The organism is Acinetobacter sp. YH01021 (assembly GCF_013420255.1).
Taxonomy (GTDB): domain Bacteria; phylum Pseudomonadota; class Gammaproteobacteria; order Pseudomonadales; family Moraxellaceae; genus Acinetobacter.
This window is the reverse complement of sequence record NZ_VOYO01000024.1, coordinates 18,140-33,862: the sequence shown is the minus strand read 5'-3', so window position 1 is coordinate 33,862 and position 15,723 is coordinate 18,140. Positions and strand designations below refer to the sequence as shown.

Sequence of the window (15,723 nt, the reverse complement as noted above, 5' to 3'; positions counted from 1 at the left end):
TTTCAACTTTTGCCAGTGTTGATCTGTCAGCATGGTACGAGGCATAGCGAATAGTAAAATTGGGTTTGGCGATTTGATTTTACTACTTCGCTATTTTTTTAAGCTAAAAGTGTCAACACACCCTAATAAAGTTCACCAGATTTACGTCTTGCAATAAAGTCTTTCGATTCCTTGGCAATCACTCCGGATAAAAGCAATAGTGCAATTAAGTTTGGAACCGCCATGAGCCCATTAAAGGTATCGGCGAAGAGCCAAACCAGATCAAGGGTCGCCACACAGCCAATAAATACCGAAGCGATATAAATAATGCGATAGGGCAGCACAAACTTCTCACCGAGCAAATAAGTGGCACATTTCTCGCCATAGTAGCTCCAACCCAAGATGGTGGAATAAGCAAAGAAAATAATCCCGAGGGTCACAATCCAGCCGCCGATCCCAGGCAACAGTTTGTCAAACGCGCTGATGGTCAATACTGCGCCGGTCTGGTCACCGAATGAGTTGCCGGCCATGATATAACCCATCACCAGTACAATACCGGTAATCGAACAGACGATAATCGTATCAATAAACGTACCAGTCATAGAGACCAGACCTTGACGGGCTGGATGATCGGTTTTTGCCGCTGCGGCAGCAATTGGTGCAGAACCCATGCCGGCTTCGTTGGAGAATACACCACGTGCCACACCATAACGAATCGCCGCACCAATCGCACCGCCCACTGCAGCTTCACCGGTAAAGGCATAGGTAAAGATCATTTTTAGTGCCGGCACGACCAGTTCCAGATTATTAAAAATAATAATCAGACCGCCAGCCACATAACCCACCGCCATAATCGGCACGATCACAGAAGAAGCTTTGGAAATCGATTTAATCCCGCCCAAAATCACCAGTGCTGAAAAAGCTGTAATAATGATCCCCGTCATCCAGGTTTCGATGCCCAGGCTGTTTTGAACCGCCAGCGCAACGGTATTGGACTGTACTGAACTGCCGATCCCAAAAGAAGCCAGTGTCCCGAACAAGGCAAAAATCAGCGCCAGCCATTTCCATTTCAGACCACGCTCGATGTAGTACATCGGACCACCGGACATTTCACCTTTCTCATTTTTCACTCGGTATTTGACTGCCAGAACACCTTCGCCATATTTGGTCGCCATACCAAACAGGGCGGTCATCCACATCCAGAACACGGCGCCTGGACCACCGAGAACACAGGCAGTGGCTACGCCGGCAATATTACCGGTACCAATCGTGGCAGAGAGTGCGGTCATCAATGAGGCGAATTGGGAAATGTCCCCTGAATGGTCAGGATGCTTGCCAAAGACCTGTTTAAAAGCTAGGGGCAACATGCGGAACTGCCAGAACAATAAACGAAAGGTAAGGAAGATCCCGGTACCGACAATCAGTACCAACATATAAGGGCCCCAGACCCAGCCGCTTAAAGTTTCCATTAAACTTTGTAAATTTTGCATAAAATTCTTCTTATTGATCCATGTCTGTGTAGTTCGAGGTATTGATTAAAAAGCAATTGCTATGCCAGATGCATTCATCCTGAATGCATAAATTGGCTGAATAGTGTTCTATTTTTTACACAGTTTTAAAAATTTGACAAGAAATTACTGGAATATCGCAGGTCAAAAATAAAGCAAAAATGTAACTGTAGAGCGATATAAGAAAAATAAATTAACTTCTTCAATTAATCAGGAAATACAAATGATGCAAATTTTATTTTTGTATTCAGCATTTTTTACGTTAATTTGTCGCGAGTAAAACTCAAAGTTGTAATTAATAATGTCAGAAAAATATAACAATTCGTCGACAGAGCACGGTGAATTAAAGCGGAGTTTGTCCAATCGGCACCTACAGTTAATTGCCATTGGGGGCGCCATTGGAACCGGCCTGTTTATGGGTTCGGGTAAAACCATCAGTCTCGCAGGTCCTTCGATTCTGGTGATCTATATGATCATCGGTTTTATGGTCTTTCTGGTGATGCGTGCATTGGGTGAGCTGTTACTCTCCAATTTACAATATAAATCATTTATTGATTTTGCCACGGATCTGATCGGGCCTTGGGCCGGATACTTTGTTGGCTGGACCTACTGGTTGTGCTGGATTACCATCGGGATCGCGGATCTGTCAGCCATTATTTACTATCTGCAATTCTTCAATAATGGCTTGCCCTTTAGCCCTGAAGAAGGCGTCATGATCAGTGTTGCCGCGATTGTGTTTATCATGGGCTTGAATCTGGTCACGGTAAAACTGTTTGGTGAAATGGAATTCTGGTTTGCCCTGGTCAAAATTATCGCCATTGTGGTGCTGATTGCCGTTGGTCTGTGGATGGTATTTACCGGCTTTACCAATGATGTCGGTACGGTCGCATCCTTTAGTCATATCTGGGAGCATGGCGGTTTGTTCCCGACGGGTGCCATGGGCTTCCTGGCCGGTTTCCAGATTGCAATCTTTGCCTTTGTCGGGGTAGAGCTGGTGGGTACTACCGCGGCTGAAACCAAAGATCCGGAAAAGAACCTGCCAAAAGCGGTGAACTCTATTCCGATCCGTATCATTATTTTCTATGTATTGGCACTGCTAATTGTGATGTCAGTAACTCCATGGAACCAGATTGACCCGAATGTCTCGCCTTTTGTAAACCTGTTCAGTCAGGCTGGCATTGCAGCGGCTGCGATTATCATGAACCTGGTGGTATTGTCCTCGGTGATGTCATCGATGAACAGTGGCGTATTTTCGACCAGCCGTATGCTGTTTGGCCTGTCGCGTGAAGAGCAGGCACCGGTTGCCTTTGGTCGCTTGAACCGTCGCGCAGTGCCTGCAAATGCCCTGTATTTTTCTGCCGTGTGTTTGTTGCTGGGTGCAGCACTGCAGTATTTTGTTCCGGATACCGTTCGGGCCTTTACCTTGGCAACGACTTTATCCACGATTCTGTTTATTTGTGTCTGGATCATCATTATCTGGAGCTATATCGTGTATTACAAAACACGTCCAGAACTACATGCAAAGTCAACTTTTAAGTTGCCAGGTGGTTTAGTGACTTGTTGGGTCGTGATTATTTTCTTCCTAAGCATGATCGTGGTCTTGGCGCTGGAAGAGGATACCCGCCAGGCACTGATGATCAGTCCAATCTGGTTTATCCTGTTAATCATTGGCTATTTTGGTTTCTATAAACAGAAACATAAATAAACCTTATCAATAAAAACGTCAGCGATCTGCTGGCGTTTTTTTTTGTCTAAAGATACTCTCTAGCGTTTAACGCTTGGGTCATGCCGAATGATCGCGTTATACTTCATCGAAACTATTACATTAGGTGGTCAGATGCGCCAAGTCATTTGCTACATCAGTATCTTAGCGACAGGTCTTGTTCTTTCAGGTTGTGGACAGTCAGGGGCTTTGCACTTGCCGAATGATCCGAATTACGACAAGCGTGCCAAGTATCTGTTATACAAAAATACTGAAACTGAGCCTAAAGCGTCCGATGAAGAACGCGAGGCACCTGTGCAACAACAATTTGCTGCACCTACCGATTCAGACGTTAAAACCACACCATAACGCTTTCACAGAAAGGATACCTTCATGAGTTTCACCCGCATTAATGGGGTATTGCACGCTGAGCAATGTTCATTACAACAGCTCGCGGAGCAATTCGGCACACCACTCTATGTTTATTCTAAAGCCACTTTGGAAAAGCATTTTTTAGATATGGATCGTGCTTTTGATTTTATCGACCATCAAATCTGTTTTGCGGTAAAGTCCAACTCTAATCTTGCGGTATTGAATGTATTGGCCAAACAGGGTGCCGGTTTTGATATTGTGACTGGTGGTGAATTGGCGCGTGTGCTGAAAGCCGGTGGTGATGCATCGAAAATCGTATTTTCGGGCTTGGGTAAATCTGAAGCGGATATTAAAAAAGCGTTGGAAGTCGGCATTGCCTGTTTCAACGTGGAATCTTATGCCGAGCTGGATCGTATCCAGAAGGTTGCGGCTGAATTAAATATCAAAGCGCCGATTTCATTACGTGTGAATCCTGATGTCGATGCCAAAACCCATCCTTATATTTCAACCGGCTTAAAAGAAAATAAATTCGGTATTCCATCGGATAGCGTGTTTGAAACTTATCAATATGCAGCGTCATTGCCAAATCTGGATGTGGTCGGGATTGATTGCCATATTGGTTCACAGTTGACTGAAACCCAGCCATTTGTCGATGCACTGGATCGTGTCATCGTGATGATCGACCAGTTAAAAGAGCTGGGCATTCACCTCAAACACATCGATATCGGTGGTGGTCTGGGTGTGACGTATAAAGATGAAACCCCGCCGTCGGTTGAAGAATATGCCAATGCGCTGCGTCCAGCTTTAGAAAAACTGGGCTTGAAAGTGTATATGGAACCGGGACGTAGTATTTCTGCCAATGCAGGTGTGCTGCTGACTAAAGTAGATCTGCTCAAGCCAACCAATCACCGTAATTTCGCGATTATTGATGCTGCGATGAATGACCTGATTCGCCCTGCGTTATATGAAGCATGGATGGATATTCAATCTGTTACACCTCGTACCGATGTCGAAATGAAAGAATGGGATGTGGTGGGTGCAATTTGTGAAACTGGTGATTTTCTGGGTAAAGAGCGTGAGCTTGCGATCAAGGAAAATGATGTGCTGGCTGTGCTGGGCGCAGGTGCATACGGTTTTGTGATGAGTTCAAATTATAACAGCCGTGGCCGTGCTGCTGAAGTAATGGTCGATGCTGATCAGGCGCATTTGATTCGTGAACGTGAAACGATTGAATCACTCTGGGAACGTGAGCGTTTATTGCCTTAAGGATAAATCAGGATGTTATTAGAATTTACCAAGATGCATGGTCTGGGCAATGACTTTATGGTGGTTGATCTGATCAGCCAGCGTGCTTATTTAGACACTTTGACCATTCAGCGTTTGGCCAATCGTAACTTCGGCATTGGTTTTGATCAACTCTTGGTGGTTGAGCCACCCGATGTCCCAAGTGCAGACTTTAAATATCGGATTTTTAATGCCGATGGTTCAGAAGTGGAACAATGTGGCAATGGCGTGCGCTGTTTTGCCAAATTTGTACATGATCGTCAGCTCACCACCAAAACCAAAATCAAGGTTCAAACCAAATCTGGTATTGTAGAGCCGGAATTGGGTGCGAATGGTTGGGTACGCGTCAATATGGGCTATCCGAAATTCCTGCCTCAGGAAATTCCATTTGTAGCTGATGCGCCGGAGAGCCTGTATGACATCGATCTTGCTGGCGGTGAAAAGCTGACCATTGATGTGGTCAATATGGGGAATCCGCATGCGGTGACAATTGTACCGGATGTGATCGCTGCTGATGTCGCACGTATTGGTCCACAAGTTGAATCACATGCGCGCTTCCCGGCACGGGTCAATGCTGGCTTTATGCAGATTATTGATGAAAAACATGCACGTTTACGCGTGTACGAGCGTGGTGTAGGCGAGACCTTGGCTTGTGGTACAGGTGCCTGTGCTGCCGCAATTTCAGGTATGCGCCGTGGTCTGCTGTCGAGTAAAGTCGAAGTTGAACTGGCAGGTGGCAAGCTGCAAATTGAGTGGAAAGAAGGTGATGTGGTCTGGATGACCGGGCCAACGGCGACCGTGTATGAAGGACGTCTGGATTTACGTTATTTCCAAGGTTAAGCTTGGTTCCGCTTGAGAAAAAAGCACTGTCTGATCGATGGCGCTTTTTTTTATGCTAGGATGGGAAAAACCGTAGAATTTGAATGAGATGAATAAGCTTGTTTTCCTGCCGGGTGCTTCAGGAAGCCAGCACTTTTGGCAGCCATTAAGGGCAGCATTAACCAAATATACAGATCAGCAAGTCATTGCCTATCCGGGTTTTGATGGCGTAGCGCCAAATTTAGCCATTCAAAACCTGTATGATCTGCATGAATTCGTGAAAGAAAAAATTGAGAATGATTCCATTCTGATTGCCCAGTCTATGGGTGGTGTATTGGCCATTGGATTGGCACTTAAGCATCCACAGAAAGTCAAAGGACTGGTATTGTTGGCGACATCTGGTGGTCTGAATTTAAAAACATTTCATTGTGCAGATTGGCGTAGAGATTATCGTGAACAATTTAAAACAGCACCGGACTGGTTTGTACAAGACCAAACTGAATTTAGCCGCGTTCAGCTTGAAAGTCTGGACGTTCCGATCTTGCTGATCTGGGGAGATCATGATCCTTTAAGCACTGTTCAGCTTGGACAATACTTGGCAGGAATTTTTAAAAATGCAAAACTGCATATTATCCAAGGTGGAGATCATTTCTTTGCCAATTCTCATGCAGATCAGGTTGCAATGCTGATTCAAGATTATCTGGAGCAATTATAAATGGAGCAAGCAGTGATTGTGTCACCTCAACTCTTGCTCAATATGTGGCTGAAAGAACGTGAAATCCAGAATCAGTCCAAACATACCTTGCAAGCCTATGAACGTGATGTCTCAGATTTTTTAGAGTTTTGCCAGCGTGAGCAGCTCAATTTAAACGATGTAGAAGCCACCGATTTACGCCAGTTTCTGGCTGAAAAAGTGGAACAGCATCAGCTCAGTCCTAGCAGCCTGCAACGTATGCTTTCGGCTATTCGTCAGTTTATGAAATGGGCCGAGCAGGCTCAGCATATGGCTTTTAATCCGGCGGATGATTTTCAGTTAAAACGTCAATCGCGTCCTTTGCCGGGCATGGTGGATATTGAAACCGTCAACCAAATTATTGATCAGCCTGCGCCTGAAAATGAAATACAACAGCAAATGTGGCTCCGGGACAAAGCGATGTTAGAATTGCTTTATTCCAGTGGGCTGCGTCTGGCAGAACTGCAAAGCCTGAGAATTAAAGATATTGATTTCAACCGGCAGTTATTACGCATTACTGGTAAAGGCAATAAAACCCGGATTGTGCCTTTTGGCTCCAAGGCCAAAGACAGCGTGATGGCTTGGTTGCAAGTCTATCCCTTATGGAATGGCGATTTTGTACCGGAGGCGAATGTATTTATTACCCAGAAAGGCAATCCGCTCGGTGCACGACAAATTGAAAATCGGGTCAAGTTTCAGGCGCAGCGCGCAGGCGTGAATGTAGATTTACATCCGCATTTGTTAAGACATTGTTTTGCGAGTCACATGTTATCGAATAGCCGGGACTTACGAGCCGTGCAGGAAATGCTGGGACACAGTAATTTAACCACCACGCAAATTTATACCCATGTTGATTTTGACCATCTGGCCCAGATTTATGATCAGGCCCATCCGCGTGCGCAGCATAAAGAAGATTGATCATGTGCCCAGTTTTAAAGAATAAAAATCATGAAAATTGTATTTTTGGCACAAAACTTTCATATATAAACCTTAAAATGGAATTGAACTGAACATTGGCGTTCGGGTAAGCATTTCACTATTGTCTTATTCGTTAAATGCGCCATTTCAGGTATAACAATAACTAGTATTTAATATTTAAAATGAAATATTGCTGAGTAGAGTCTCAGCATTTGACCGATGGGAGGTGACATGGACACACTGGTAATTGCAGATATAGAGCAAAAATATGCACAGTTAAGTGAAGCTCAAAAAGAAATGTTTGCAGGTTATGGTTTGCGACAAATCAAGCATTTTGTGGACATTAGTTTACCCAATCTTGAAGCGACTTTACCTGAAGGCGCCATTATTCAAGGCATTAATGCCGATGGAAAAGTTCAAGCCTTTAATGCGGCGACTGGGCAATACTATTTATGGATTTCTGATTTGCAATGGCAATTGTCGAATCGTGCGACCCAGGCAGTGGATTTAAAAGAAGATGCGATTGCGATTTGGCAAATTTTTGAACTGGTAGACTATGAGCTGGTAGATTTAAGCCATGTACATCGTGATTTTTTAGCACAAGAAACTGAGTAAATTCTGAAGCATCCACACAGCATAAAAATAAGATTCAGTCTTGTGGTTTGGCTTTGTTTAAAAGGAAAATGTTGTCTTCTATAGGCAACCTTTTCCTTATGGTAGGACTTGCCATCTATGTGTTTGTAACACAGGTTGTGATTTAAGCAAGCTACGATTATTTAAATCCTAAATTAAGAACATAGCTTCGTTATCTAAAATCAGTTTGCCTATAAATCTTCTAAAGGTAGCTGGAAACTCTGTTTAATAATCTGACTCGGTAAATCTGTTTTGACACTGGTAATACCATTTTTTTTGGTCAGATGGGTCGACTGAAATTTACGGTAACTTTCCAGATCAGGCACCACGACTTTCAGCATCGCATCACTTTCCCCCAAAATAATGTAGCACTCCATCACTTGCGGCAATTCTTTCATCGCCTCAATAAAGGTATCAATGGTTTCGGCATCCTGACCGACCAGCCAGATGCGCGAAAATAAAATCAGCTGAAAACCAATTTTTTGTTGGTCGACAATAGTCGTGTAATTCTGAATCACGCCTGCATCTTCCAGTAATTTCACCCGGCGTAAACAGGACGAAGGCGAAAGTCCGATTTCACGTGCCAGATCATTATTCTGAATACGGCCATTGGCCTGTAAATGTCGAATGATATTTTTATCAATTCGATCAAGTTTTACCCGCACAGACTTGGTGGATATTTTCATAAATTAGAATAATATTCGAAAAATAATACTTATTATAAAATAAATTGAAAGCCAATTTTGTAAAAAATCGCAGATACTTATTTCACTTTCTGGAGTTTGAAAGGAAAAGGAAATGTCTGTATTTGTACTCTTTGCACTGACCGTGCTTCCCCTGATTTTTACGCCTGGACCCGATATGTTATTTATCCTGTCTCAAGTGATGGGTAAAGATGCAAAAGCAGGCATGATGGCAACCTTAGGGGTGTGTTGCGGTTATCTGGTGCATTCGATCCTTGTGGCACTAGGGATTGCGGCTATTATTGTCTCTTTTCCGGTGCTGTTTGAAACGATTCGCTGGCTCGGGATTGCTTATCTGCTGTATCTGGCATTTAGTTTACTTAAATCGGTATTCAGTAAAAACGCGCTGAACATTGAGAAAAAGACCTCAGCCAATCCGATTAAAAAAGGTTTTTTTACTGCGCTGTTAAATCCGAAAGGCATGTTGATTTATTTTGCGATTTTGCCGCAGTTTATTGATAAATCAGCCAATACTGTCAGCCAAGGTTTGATCCTGTCCTTTATTTTTATCAGTCTGATTTTTGTAGTGTATTGTAGCTTAAGTATTTTGTTCAGCAAAATCAGCCAAAAAACCCAAATGGATGAACGTAAACAAAAATGGGTGGATGGAACTTCTGGTGGTTTACTGGCACTTGCTGCAAGCTGGCTCATCATCAATTAATCTGGTTGCAAAGAAGCATACTGTTCGCAGTATGCTTTTTTTATAATTGCGAAGATTTGAAATTAAATATTCACTTTGTCGGCGTAGAATTCAATGCGCTGGTTTATTATTTGGTCAATTTGTCTTTATATTAGGTTTAATTCGCTCTCAAAAAGAGTTCTGTCCAAAATGACAAAAGCTGACATACGTATATTCCGGCTGTTTTGCTTCAAGCTGCTTTAAATCAATTTAAATTAAATGTGATCAATCAAAACTTCTGATGTGATTAATCAGATAAAAAAATAATATAAATCAATGGGTAAATTTTAAGTAAATATTGATACATTTCATTGTAATAAAACGATAACAATTAATTGTGAACGCATCGTTCAGGGAAAATTACGCATTTTTACAGCTCTTTGTTGAATTGTGACTTGACCGAAATGCCGTACACATTGCAAGATAGGGCACCTAAAAAAATTTAAGTGAAGAGTTACACTAACTTTTCTCAACATTTACATTTGCTAAAACAGCCGAGGATTACATGAAGGCTCTTGTTGCTGTAAAACGTGTGGTTGATGCCAACGTTAAAGTTCGTGTTAAACCGGACAACAGTGGTGTTGACTTAACTAACGTTAAAATGTCAATTAATCCATTCTGTGAAATTGCAGTGGAAGAAGCGGTTCGTTTAAAAGAAAAAGGAACTGTTTCAGAAATCATTGTTGTTTCTATTGGTCCTAAAGAAGCCCAAGAACAGATTCGTTCTGCAATGGCGCTTGGTGCTGACCGCGGTATTCTGGTTGAAGCTGATGACAGCCAACTGGGTGCGCTGGAAATCGCTAAAATTCTGAAAGGCGTTGTTGACGCTGAACAACCACAATTGATCCTTCTGGGTAAGCAAGCAATTGATGATGACTCGAATCAGGTTGGTCAGATGCTTGGCGCTCTAATGGGTGCAGGTCAAGGTACATTCGCTTCTGAAGTAAAAGTAGATGGCGATAAAGTACAAGTAACACGTGAAGTAGACGGCGGTTTACAAACTGTTGAGCTGAAACTTCCAGCAATCATTACCACGGACTTGCGTTTGAACGAGCCTCGTTATGCGGCACTTCCAAACATCATGAAAGCGCGTAAAAAACCGCTGGATACCAAGTCACCTGCAGATTTCGGTGTAAACCCTGCAACTAAACTGAAAACAGTGAAAGTTGAATCACCTGCAGAGCGTAAAGCTGGCGTACAAGTGAAGTCTGTAGACGAGCTTGTAGAAAAATTGAAAAACGAAGCGAAAGTGATCTAATACAGAAGGATAAAAATCATGAGTATTTTAGTTATCGCTGAGCACGACAACAAAGCATTAAACGCTGCTACTTTAAACGTTGTTGCTGCAGCGCAAAAAATCGGTGGTGATATCACTGTATTGGTTGCTGGTTCTGGCGCTCAGGCAGTTGCTGACCAAGCGGCTAAAGTTGCGGGTGTAAGCAAAGTATTACTTGCTGATGACGCTGCTTATGCAAACCAATTGGCTGAAAATGTGGCTAAACTTGTTGCTGAATTAGGTAAAGGCTATACACATATCCTTGCTGCTTCTACAACAACTGGTAAAAACATTTTACCACGTGCAGCTGCGCTTCTTGACGTAAGCATGATCACTGACATCATTGCGGTAGATGGTCCTAAGACTTTCAAACGTCCGATCTATGCAGGTAACGCAATTGCAACTGTAGAATCAGGCGAAAACATCGTATTGGCGACTGTTCGTGGTACAGCATTTGATGCTGTAGCTGCTGAAGGCGGTTCTGCTGCTGTTGAAGCTGCTGCGTCTACTGGTGATGCGGGTATTTCTAAGTTTATCAACGAAGAAATCGTAAAGTCTGAACGTCCTGAACTGACAGCTGCGCGTATTGTGGTTTCTGGTGGTCGTGGTGTAGGTTCTGGTGAGAACTATCACAAGATCCTTGATCCATTGGCCGACAAGCTTGGTGCTGCTCAAGGTGCATCACGTGCTGCGGTAGATGCTGGCTTCGTACCAAACGATATGCAAGTGGGTCAAACTGGTAAAATCGTTGCACCTGACCTGTACATCGCGGTAGGTATCTCTGGTGCGATTCAGCATTTGGCGGGTATGAAAGAGTCTAAAGTGATCGTTGCGATCAACAAAGACGAAGAAGCGCCAATCAATGCAGTCGCTGACTACTGGTTAGTCGGTGATTTGAACACTGTTATTCCTGAATTGGTTTCTAAAATCTAATTCTTGAATCGGATTCAAAAAACGCTCTTGTGCAGGCAGTGAAAGCAATGCTTTCCTGTTTTGTCCAAGGGCGTTTTTTTATGCAAAAATTTTAAAAATACTCGGCAGTCGAAACTAGAGTATTTCATTTGCGTGAAAAGTGATAAAATTCCGGTTTGGTTTTTCTCCTGTTTTTAATCATGTCCTTTTCCAAAGCCGCCCATATCCTGTTCATTAGTTTTCTGCTGATTGCGCTTTATCTGGGTATTTGCATTCATACTGCCCTGAATGCACCGCCTGCGGTGACTCAGTATTTATTTAGTGAATCAGGCGCTTTTGAAGTCATGAGTCCATGGTTATGGTACTTGCTGGCAGTGCTGTGTTTGCTCAATGTTGAAATCAAACCTAATACCCGAGTGTTTACGGCTATAGCAGCGACATTGTTGGGATTGCGGGAAATGGATTTTCATAAGCAGGTGTTTGAAATGAGTTTTATTAAAACTAATTTCTATCGCAGTGCTGAAATTCCGCTCATGGATAAGCTGCTCGGATTTATTTTATTGCTCGGCATTATTTTTGTCTTTCTGGTACTGGCGAAAAAATTGGTTCAAACCATACGAAGCATGAAAGATTCTTTGAATATTGCACATTTTTTTATCTTCCTCACCATTGCCTGTGGCGGACTGAGCAAAGTGCTCGATCGCACGACTTCAACCCTGAAAGAAGAATTCGGCATCCAGTTGGTGCCACATACTCAAATCATGATTATGACCATTGAGGAAGGGGTAGAAATGTTATTGCCAGTTTTATTGATTGTGGCCGTGCTGAGCTATCGTAAAGTACTGAACCAGGCACAATAAAAATATAGAAAAAACGATGAAGATGCGCCAGTTGATTGGCGCATTTTGTTTTTGTACTCCTGTATTTCTCAAAATTTTGGGTATTGAAAAATCCTGTCTGGATGCGCTGATTTTCGGTTTTGAAATAACAAGAAAATGATCACTAAAATGAAGATAATTAACAAGGTTAAGCTGAATATTTCGACACAAAAATACAAGTGTTTATGCTATAATTTAGGGCTGTATTTTAGTTTTTAACTCAGTCGTTTGAGTTAATGATTTTGCTAGTTTTACGACATATAAATACAAGTCAAAATTGGCTTGTAGAATAAGGAGTATGCATGAGCGTATCGGAAATTAGACCGATTGCCATTGAGGATGAACTTAAAAGCTCATATCTCGATTATGCGATGAGCGTGATTGTGTCACGTGCATTGCCCGATGTACGAGATGGTTTAAAACCTGTTCATCGTCGTGTGCTTTTCGCAATGCACGAATTAGGCAATGACTATAACAAAGCTTATAAAAAGTCTGCACGTGTAGTCGGTGACGTGATCGGTAAATATCACCCGCATGGTGATTATGCCGTATACGAAACTATTGTACGTATGGCGCAAGATTTCAGCTTGCGTTACCAATTGGTTGATGGTCAAGGTAACTTCGGTTCGGTCGATGGCGATAGCGCAGCAGCCATGCGTTATACCGAAGTGCGTATGCGTAAACTGACCCACGAACTATTAGCGGATCTTGAAAAAGATACCGTCGAGTGGGAAGACAACTACGATGGCTCTGAGCGTATTCCTCAAGTCATGCCAACCCGTGTTCCGAACTTGTTGATTAATGGTGTCACTGGTATTGCAGTCGGTATGGCGACCAATATGGCGCCGCATAACATGACTGAAGTGGTGAATGCGTGTCTGGCCTATGCCAATGATCCTCAAATCAGCATTGAAGGATTGATGGAACATATTTCTGGTCCGGATTTCCCGACAGGCGGTATCATTTACGGTAAATCAGGCATCGTCGATGCGTACCGTACTGGTAAGGGCCGTTTGCATATCCGTGGTAAATACCATTTCGAAGAAGATCCGAAAAATGGCCGTACCACGATTGTCTTCACTGAAATTCCATATCAGGTCAATAAAGCAAAAACCATTGAGCGTATTGCTGAACTGGTCAAAGAGAAAAAACTGGAAGGCATTTCAGAGCTTCGTGACGAGTCTGACAAAGACGGTATGCGTATCGCGATTGACCTGAAGCGCGGTGAAAACGCTGAAGTGATCGTGAACAACCTGTTCCAGAACACGCAACTTGAAAACTCTTTCAGCATCAACATGGTTTGTCTGGACAATGGCCAACCAAAATTGATGAACCTGAAAGACATCATTGCGGCATTTATCCGTCACCGTCAGGAAGTGGTCACGCGTCGTACCATGTTCGAATTACGCAAAGCGCGTGAACGTGGGCATATCTTGGAAGGTTTAACCGTTGCCCTAGCGAATATTGATGCCATCATCGAAACCATCAAGAGTTCTGCGAATCCAGCTGAAGCGCGTGAGCGTTTGCAGGCAGGTGAGTGGGCTGGTGGCGGTGTTTTGGCCTTGCTAGAAAAAGCCGGTTCAGTTTCTGTACGTCCAGATGAGATTGAAGGTGAAGATCCAAGTCGCCCATTTGGTTTGGATGGCGAGATTTATCGTCTGTCACCAACCCAAGTGAATGCGATTATGGAACTTCGCTTACACCGTTTAACTGGTCTGGAACAAGACAAGTTACATGCGGAATATAGTGAAATTCTGTCACAAATTGCTGAATTGACTGCAATTTTGAATGACTTTAATCTGTTGATGAACGTGATTCGTGAAGAATTGGCATTAATTCTTCAGCAGTATGGCGATGCACGTAAAACATCGATTGTCGAGTCACGTATCGATTTCTCTCGTGAAGATCTGATTCCTGAAGAGCAAATGGTTCTGACGGTATCGAAATCAGGTTATGCGAAAACTCAACCATTGTCTGACTACGCTGCACAGCGTCGTGGTGGCCGTGGTAAGTCTGCGACCAGCATGAAAGAAGATGATTACATTCAACATCTGATTGTGACTTCAAGTCATGCGACAGTACTTTGTTTTACCAACGTTGGTAAGGTCTATCGTCTGAAAGTCTATGAAGTGCCGCAAGCATCACGTGGTGCGAAAGGTCGCCCAATGGTGAACTTGCTGCCACTGGATGAAAACGAGACCATTACCGCAATCTTGCCTGTGATTGATGCGCCGAAGAAATTCAAAGAACGTCTGGCTGACTTCAAGGCATTTGTAAAAGCCAATGCAGCGCAGTTGCAAAGCAATGAAGTGATCAATGCTCATTTTGCCGAGCTTGAAGCAGCGCTGACAGAATCTGAAGATGGTGCAGATGATATTTCTGATGCATTGCGTATTCAATTGAAACAGTTGGGCTTGGAGCTTTCTGCAACAGATCTTGATGATGACATCATCAATGACTTTGCTCAGCAGGCTGAAGCGGTACGTAAAAACTTCTATGTGTTTATGGCGACTGAATACGGTACGATTAAACGTGTAGAGCTTGAACAGTTCTCGAATGTTCGTTCAAACGGTTTACGTGCGATTGAGCTGAATGGCGATGATACCCTCATTGGTGTAGCGATTACCGACGGCGAACAGCAAATCATGTTATTCTCGAACGAAGGTAAAGCCATTCGCTTCGCAGAGACTGATGTGCGTTCAATGGGCCGTTCTGCCAAAGGTGTACGTGGTATGCGCGTGACCATTGGTGCAGCTGCACAGCTAGAAGAAAATGATGAAACTGAGATCGAGTCTGATGACGAAGATGGTTCAGATTCAGCATTGATTAGCCGAATCGTATCACTGGTTGTTGTACCTGAAACTGGCGAAGTACTGTGTGCATCTGAAAATGGTTATGGTAAACGTACTCCAGTAGATGATTTCCCGACCAAGAAACGTGGCGGTAAGGGCGTGATTGCGATCAAGACCTCTGAACGTAATGGTCAATTGGTGGGTGCTGTTGCCATCGATGCAAGCAAAGAACTGATGCTAATTTCTGATGGTGGTACGCTGGTTCGTACCCGTGCATCTGAAGTGGCGCAAACCGGTCGTAACGCACAGGGTGTTCGTCTGATCCGCCTAGGTAATGAGGAATTGCTGGTTGGTGTCGTTTCAATCGAAGCGGTTGAAGAAGATGAGTTTGTTGAAGCGATTGAAGGTGCAGAATCTTTAGTGGCTGAAACGGATGCAGTTGCTGAAACTGAGCAAGTTGAAAAAGATGGTGAAAATTCAGTAGAAGAATAAGTT

General features: G+C 43.3%; 14 protein-coding genes. 12 read left to right on the top strand and 2 right to left on the bottom strand.

All coding sequences use genetic code 11. The features are described from left to right. Nucleotides 1-122 precede the first annotated feature (122 nt). Nucleotides 123-1,469 (bottom strand): sodium:alanine symporter family protein, encoded by a 1,347-nt coding sequence (locus FTT86_RS13445; protein WP_180181354.1) that lies wholly within the window; start codon nucleotides 1,467-1,469, stop codon nucleotides 123-125. A gap of 319 nt (nucleotides 1,470-1,788) precedes the next feature. Here FTT86_RS13445 and FTT86_RS13440 point away from each other — a divergent pair, with 319 nt between their 5' ends. The 7 genes from FTT86_RS13440 to FTT86_RS13410 all read left to right on the top strand — a co-directional run bounded on the left by FTT86_RS13440 (nucleotide 1,789) and on the right by FTT86_RS13410 (nucleotide 7,930). Beyond that, on the top strand, nucleotides 1,789-3,192 hold the full coding sequence (locus FTT86_RS13440) for an amino acid permease (RefSeq protein WP_180181353.1): 1,404 nt from the start codon (nucleotides 1,789-1,791) through the stop codon (nucleotides 3,190-3,192). A 132-nt stretch (nucleotides 3,193-3,324) separates the two neighbouring features. Then, nucleotides 3,325-3,558 carry a lipoprotein gene (locus FTT86_RS13435; protein ID WP_180181355.1) on the top strand — a complete coding sequence of 78 codons (234 nt, stop codon included), beginning with the start codon at nucleotides 3,325-3,327 and terminating at the stop codon, nucleotides 3,556-3,558. Nucleotides 3,559-3,582: 24 nt separating this feature from the next. Then, nucleotides 3,583-4,827, top strand: a complete 1,245-nt coding sequence (gene lysA / locus FTT86_RS13430; protein WP_180181352.1) for a diaminopimelate decarboxylase — start codon at nucleotides 3,583-3,585, stop codon at nucleotides 4,825-4,827. Between the two features lie 12 nt (nucleotides 4,828-4,839). Next, entirely contained in the window at nucleotides 4,840-5,685 is an 846-nt protein-coding gene (gene dapF / locus FTT86_RS13425; protein ID WP_004645716.1) for a diaminopimelate epimerase, read from the top strand. Nucleotides 5,686-5,773: 88 nt separating this feature from the next. After that, nucleotides 5,774-6,379, top strand: a complete 606-nt coding sequence (locus tag FTT86_RS13420; RefSeq protein ID WP_180181351.1) for an alpha/beta fold hydrolase — start codon at nucleotides 5,774-5,776, stop codon at nucleotides 6,377-6,379. Further along, entirely contained in the window at nucleotides 6,380-7,315 is a 936-nt protein-coding gene (xerA, locus tag FTT86_RS13415; RefSeq protein ID WP_180181350.1) for a site-specific tyrosine recombinase/integron integrase, read from the top strand. A gap of 231 nt (nucleotides 7,316-7,546) precedes the next feature. Beyond that, nucleotides 7,547-7,930, top strand: a complete 384-nt coding sequence (locus FTT86_RS13410; RefSeq protein WP_005106379.1) for a hypothetical protein — start codon at nucleotides 7,547-7,549, stop codon at nucleotides 7,928-7,930. 209 nt (nucleotides 7,931-8,139) lie between these two features. Here FTT86_RS13410 and FTT86_RS13405 read toward each other — a convergent pair whose 3' ends face one another. After that, nucleotides 8,140-8,634 (bottom strand): Lrp/AsnC family transcriptional regulator, encoded by a 495-nt coding sequence (locus tag FTT86_RS13405; RefSeq protein WP_004645712.1) that lies wholly within the window; start codon nucleotides 8,632-8,634, stop codon nucleotides 8,140-8,142. A 112-nt stretch (nucleotides 8,635-8,746) separates the two neighbouring features. Here FTT86_RS13405 and FTT86_RS13400 point away from each other — a divergent pair, with 112 nt between their 5' ends. The 5 genes from FTT86_RS13400 to gyrA all read left to right on the top strand — a co-directional run bounded on the left by FTT86_RS13400 (nucleotide 8,747) and on the right by gyrA (nucleotide 15,720). Then, nucleotides 8,747-9,352 carry a LysE family translocator gene (locus FTT86_RS13400; RefSeq protein WP_085064932.1) on the top strand — a complete coding sequence of 202 codons (606 nt, stop codon included), beginning with the start codon at nucleotides 8,747-8,749 and terminating at the stop codon, nucleotides 9,350-9,352. Between the two features lie 523 nt (nucleotides 9,353-9,875). Beyond that, nucleotides 9,876-10,628 (top strand): electron transfer flavoprotein subunit beta/FixA family protein, encoded by a 753-nt coding sequence (locus FTT86_RS13395; RefSeq protein ID WP_004280496.1) that lies wholly within the window; start codon nucleotides 9,876-9,878, stop codon nucleotides 10,626-10,628. A gap of 18 nt (nucleotides 10,629-10,646) precedes the next feature. Beyond that, the gene (locus FTT86_RS13390; RefSeq protein ID WP_004280494.1) at nucleotides 10,647-11,579 is read left to right on the top strand and encodes an FAD-binding protein; all 933 of its coding nucleotides are present in this window, start codon (nucleotides 10,647-10,649) and stop codon (nucleotides 11,577-11,579) included. Between the two features lie 179 nt (nucleotides 11,580-11,758). Further along, complete coding sequence (locus FTT86_RS13385; RefSeq protein WP_005252479.1) at nucleotides 11,759-12,418, top strand: hypothetical protein; 660 nt, start codon at nucleotides 11,759-11,761, stop codon at nucleotides 12,416-12,418. Between the two features lie 320 nt (nucleotides 12,419-12,738). Beyond that, on the top strand, nucleotides 12,739-15,720 hold the full coding sequence (gyrA, locus tag FTT86_RS13380; RefSeq protein WP_180181349.1) for a DNA gyrase subunit A: 2,982 nt from the start codon (nucleotides 12,739-12,741) through the stop codon (nucleotides 15,718-15,720). The last annotated feature ends 3 nt before the right edge of the window (nucleotides 15,721-15,723 follow it).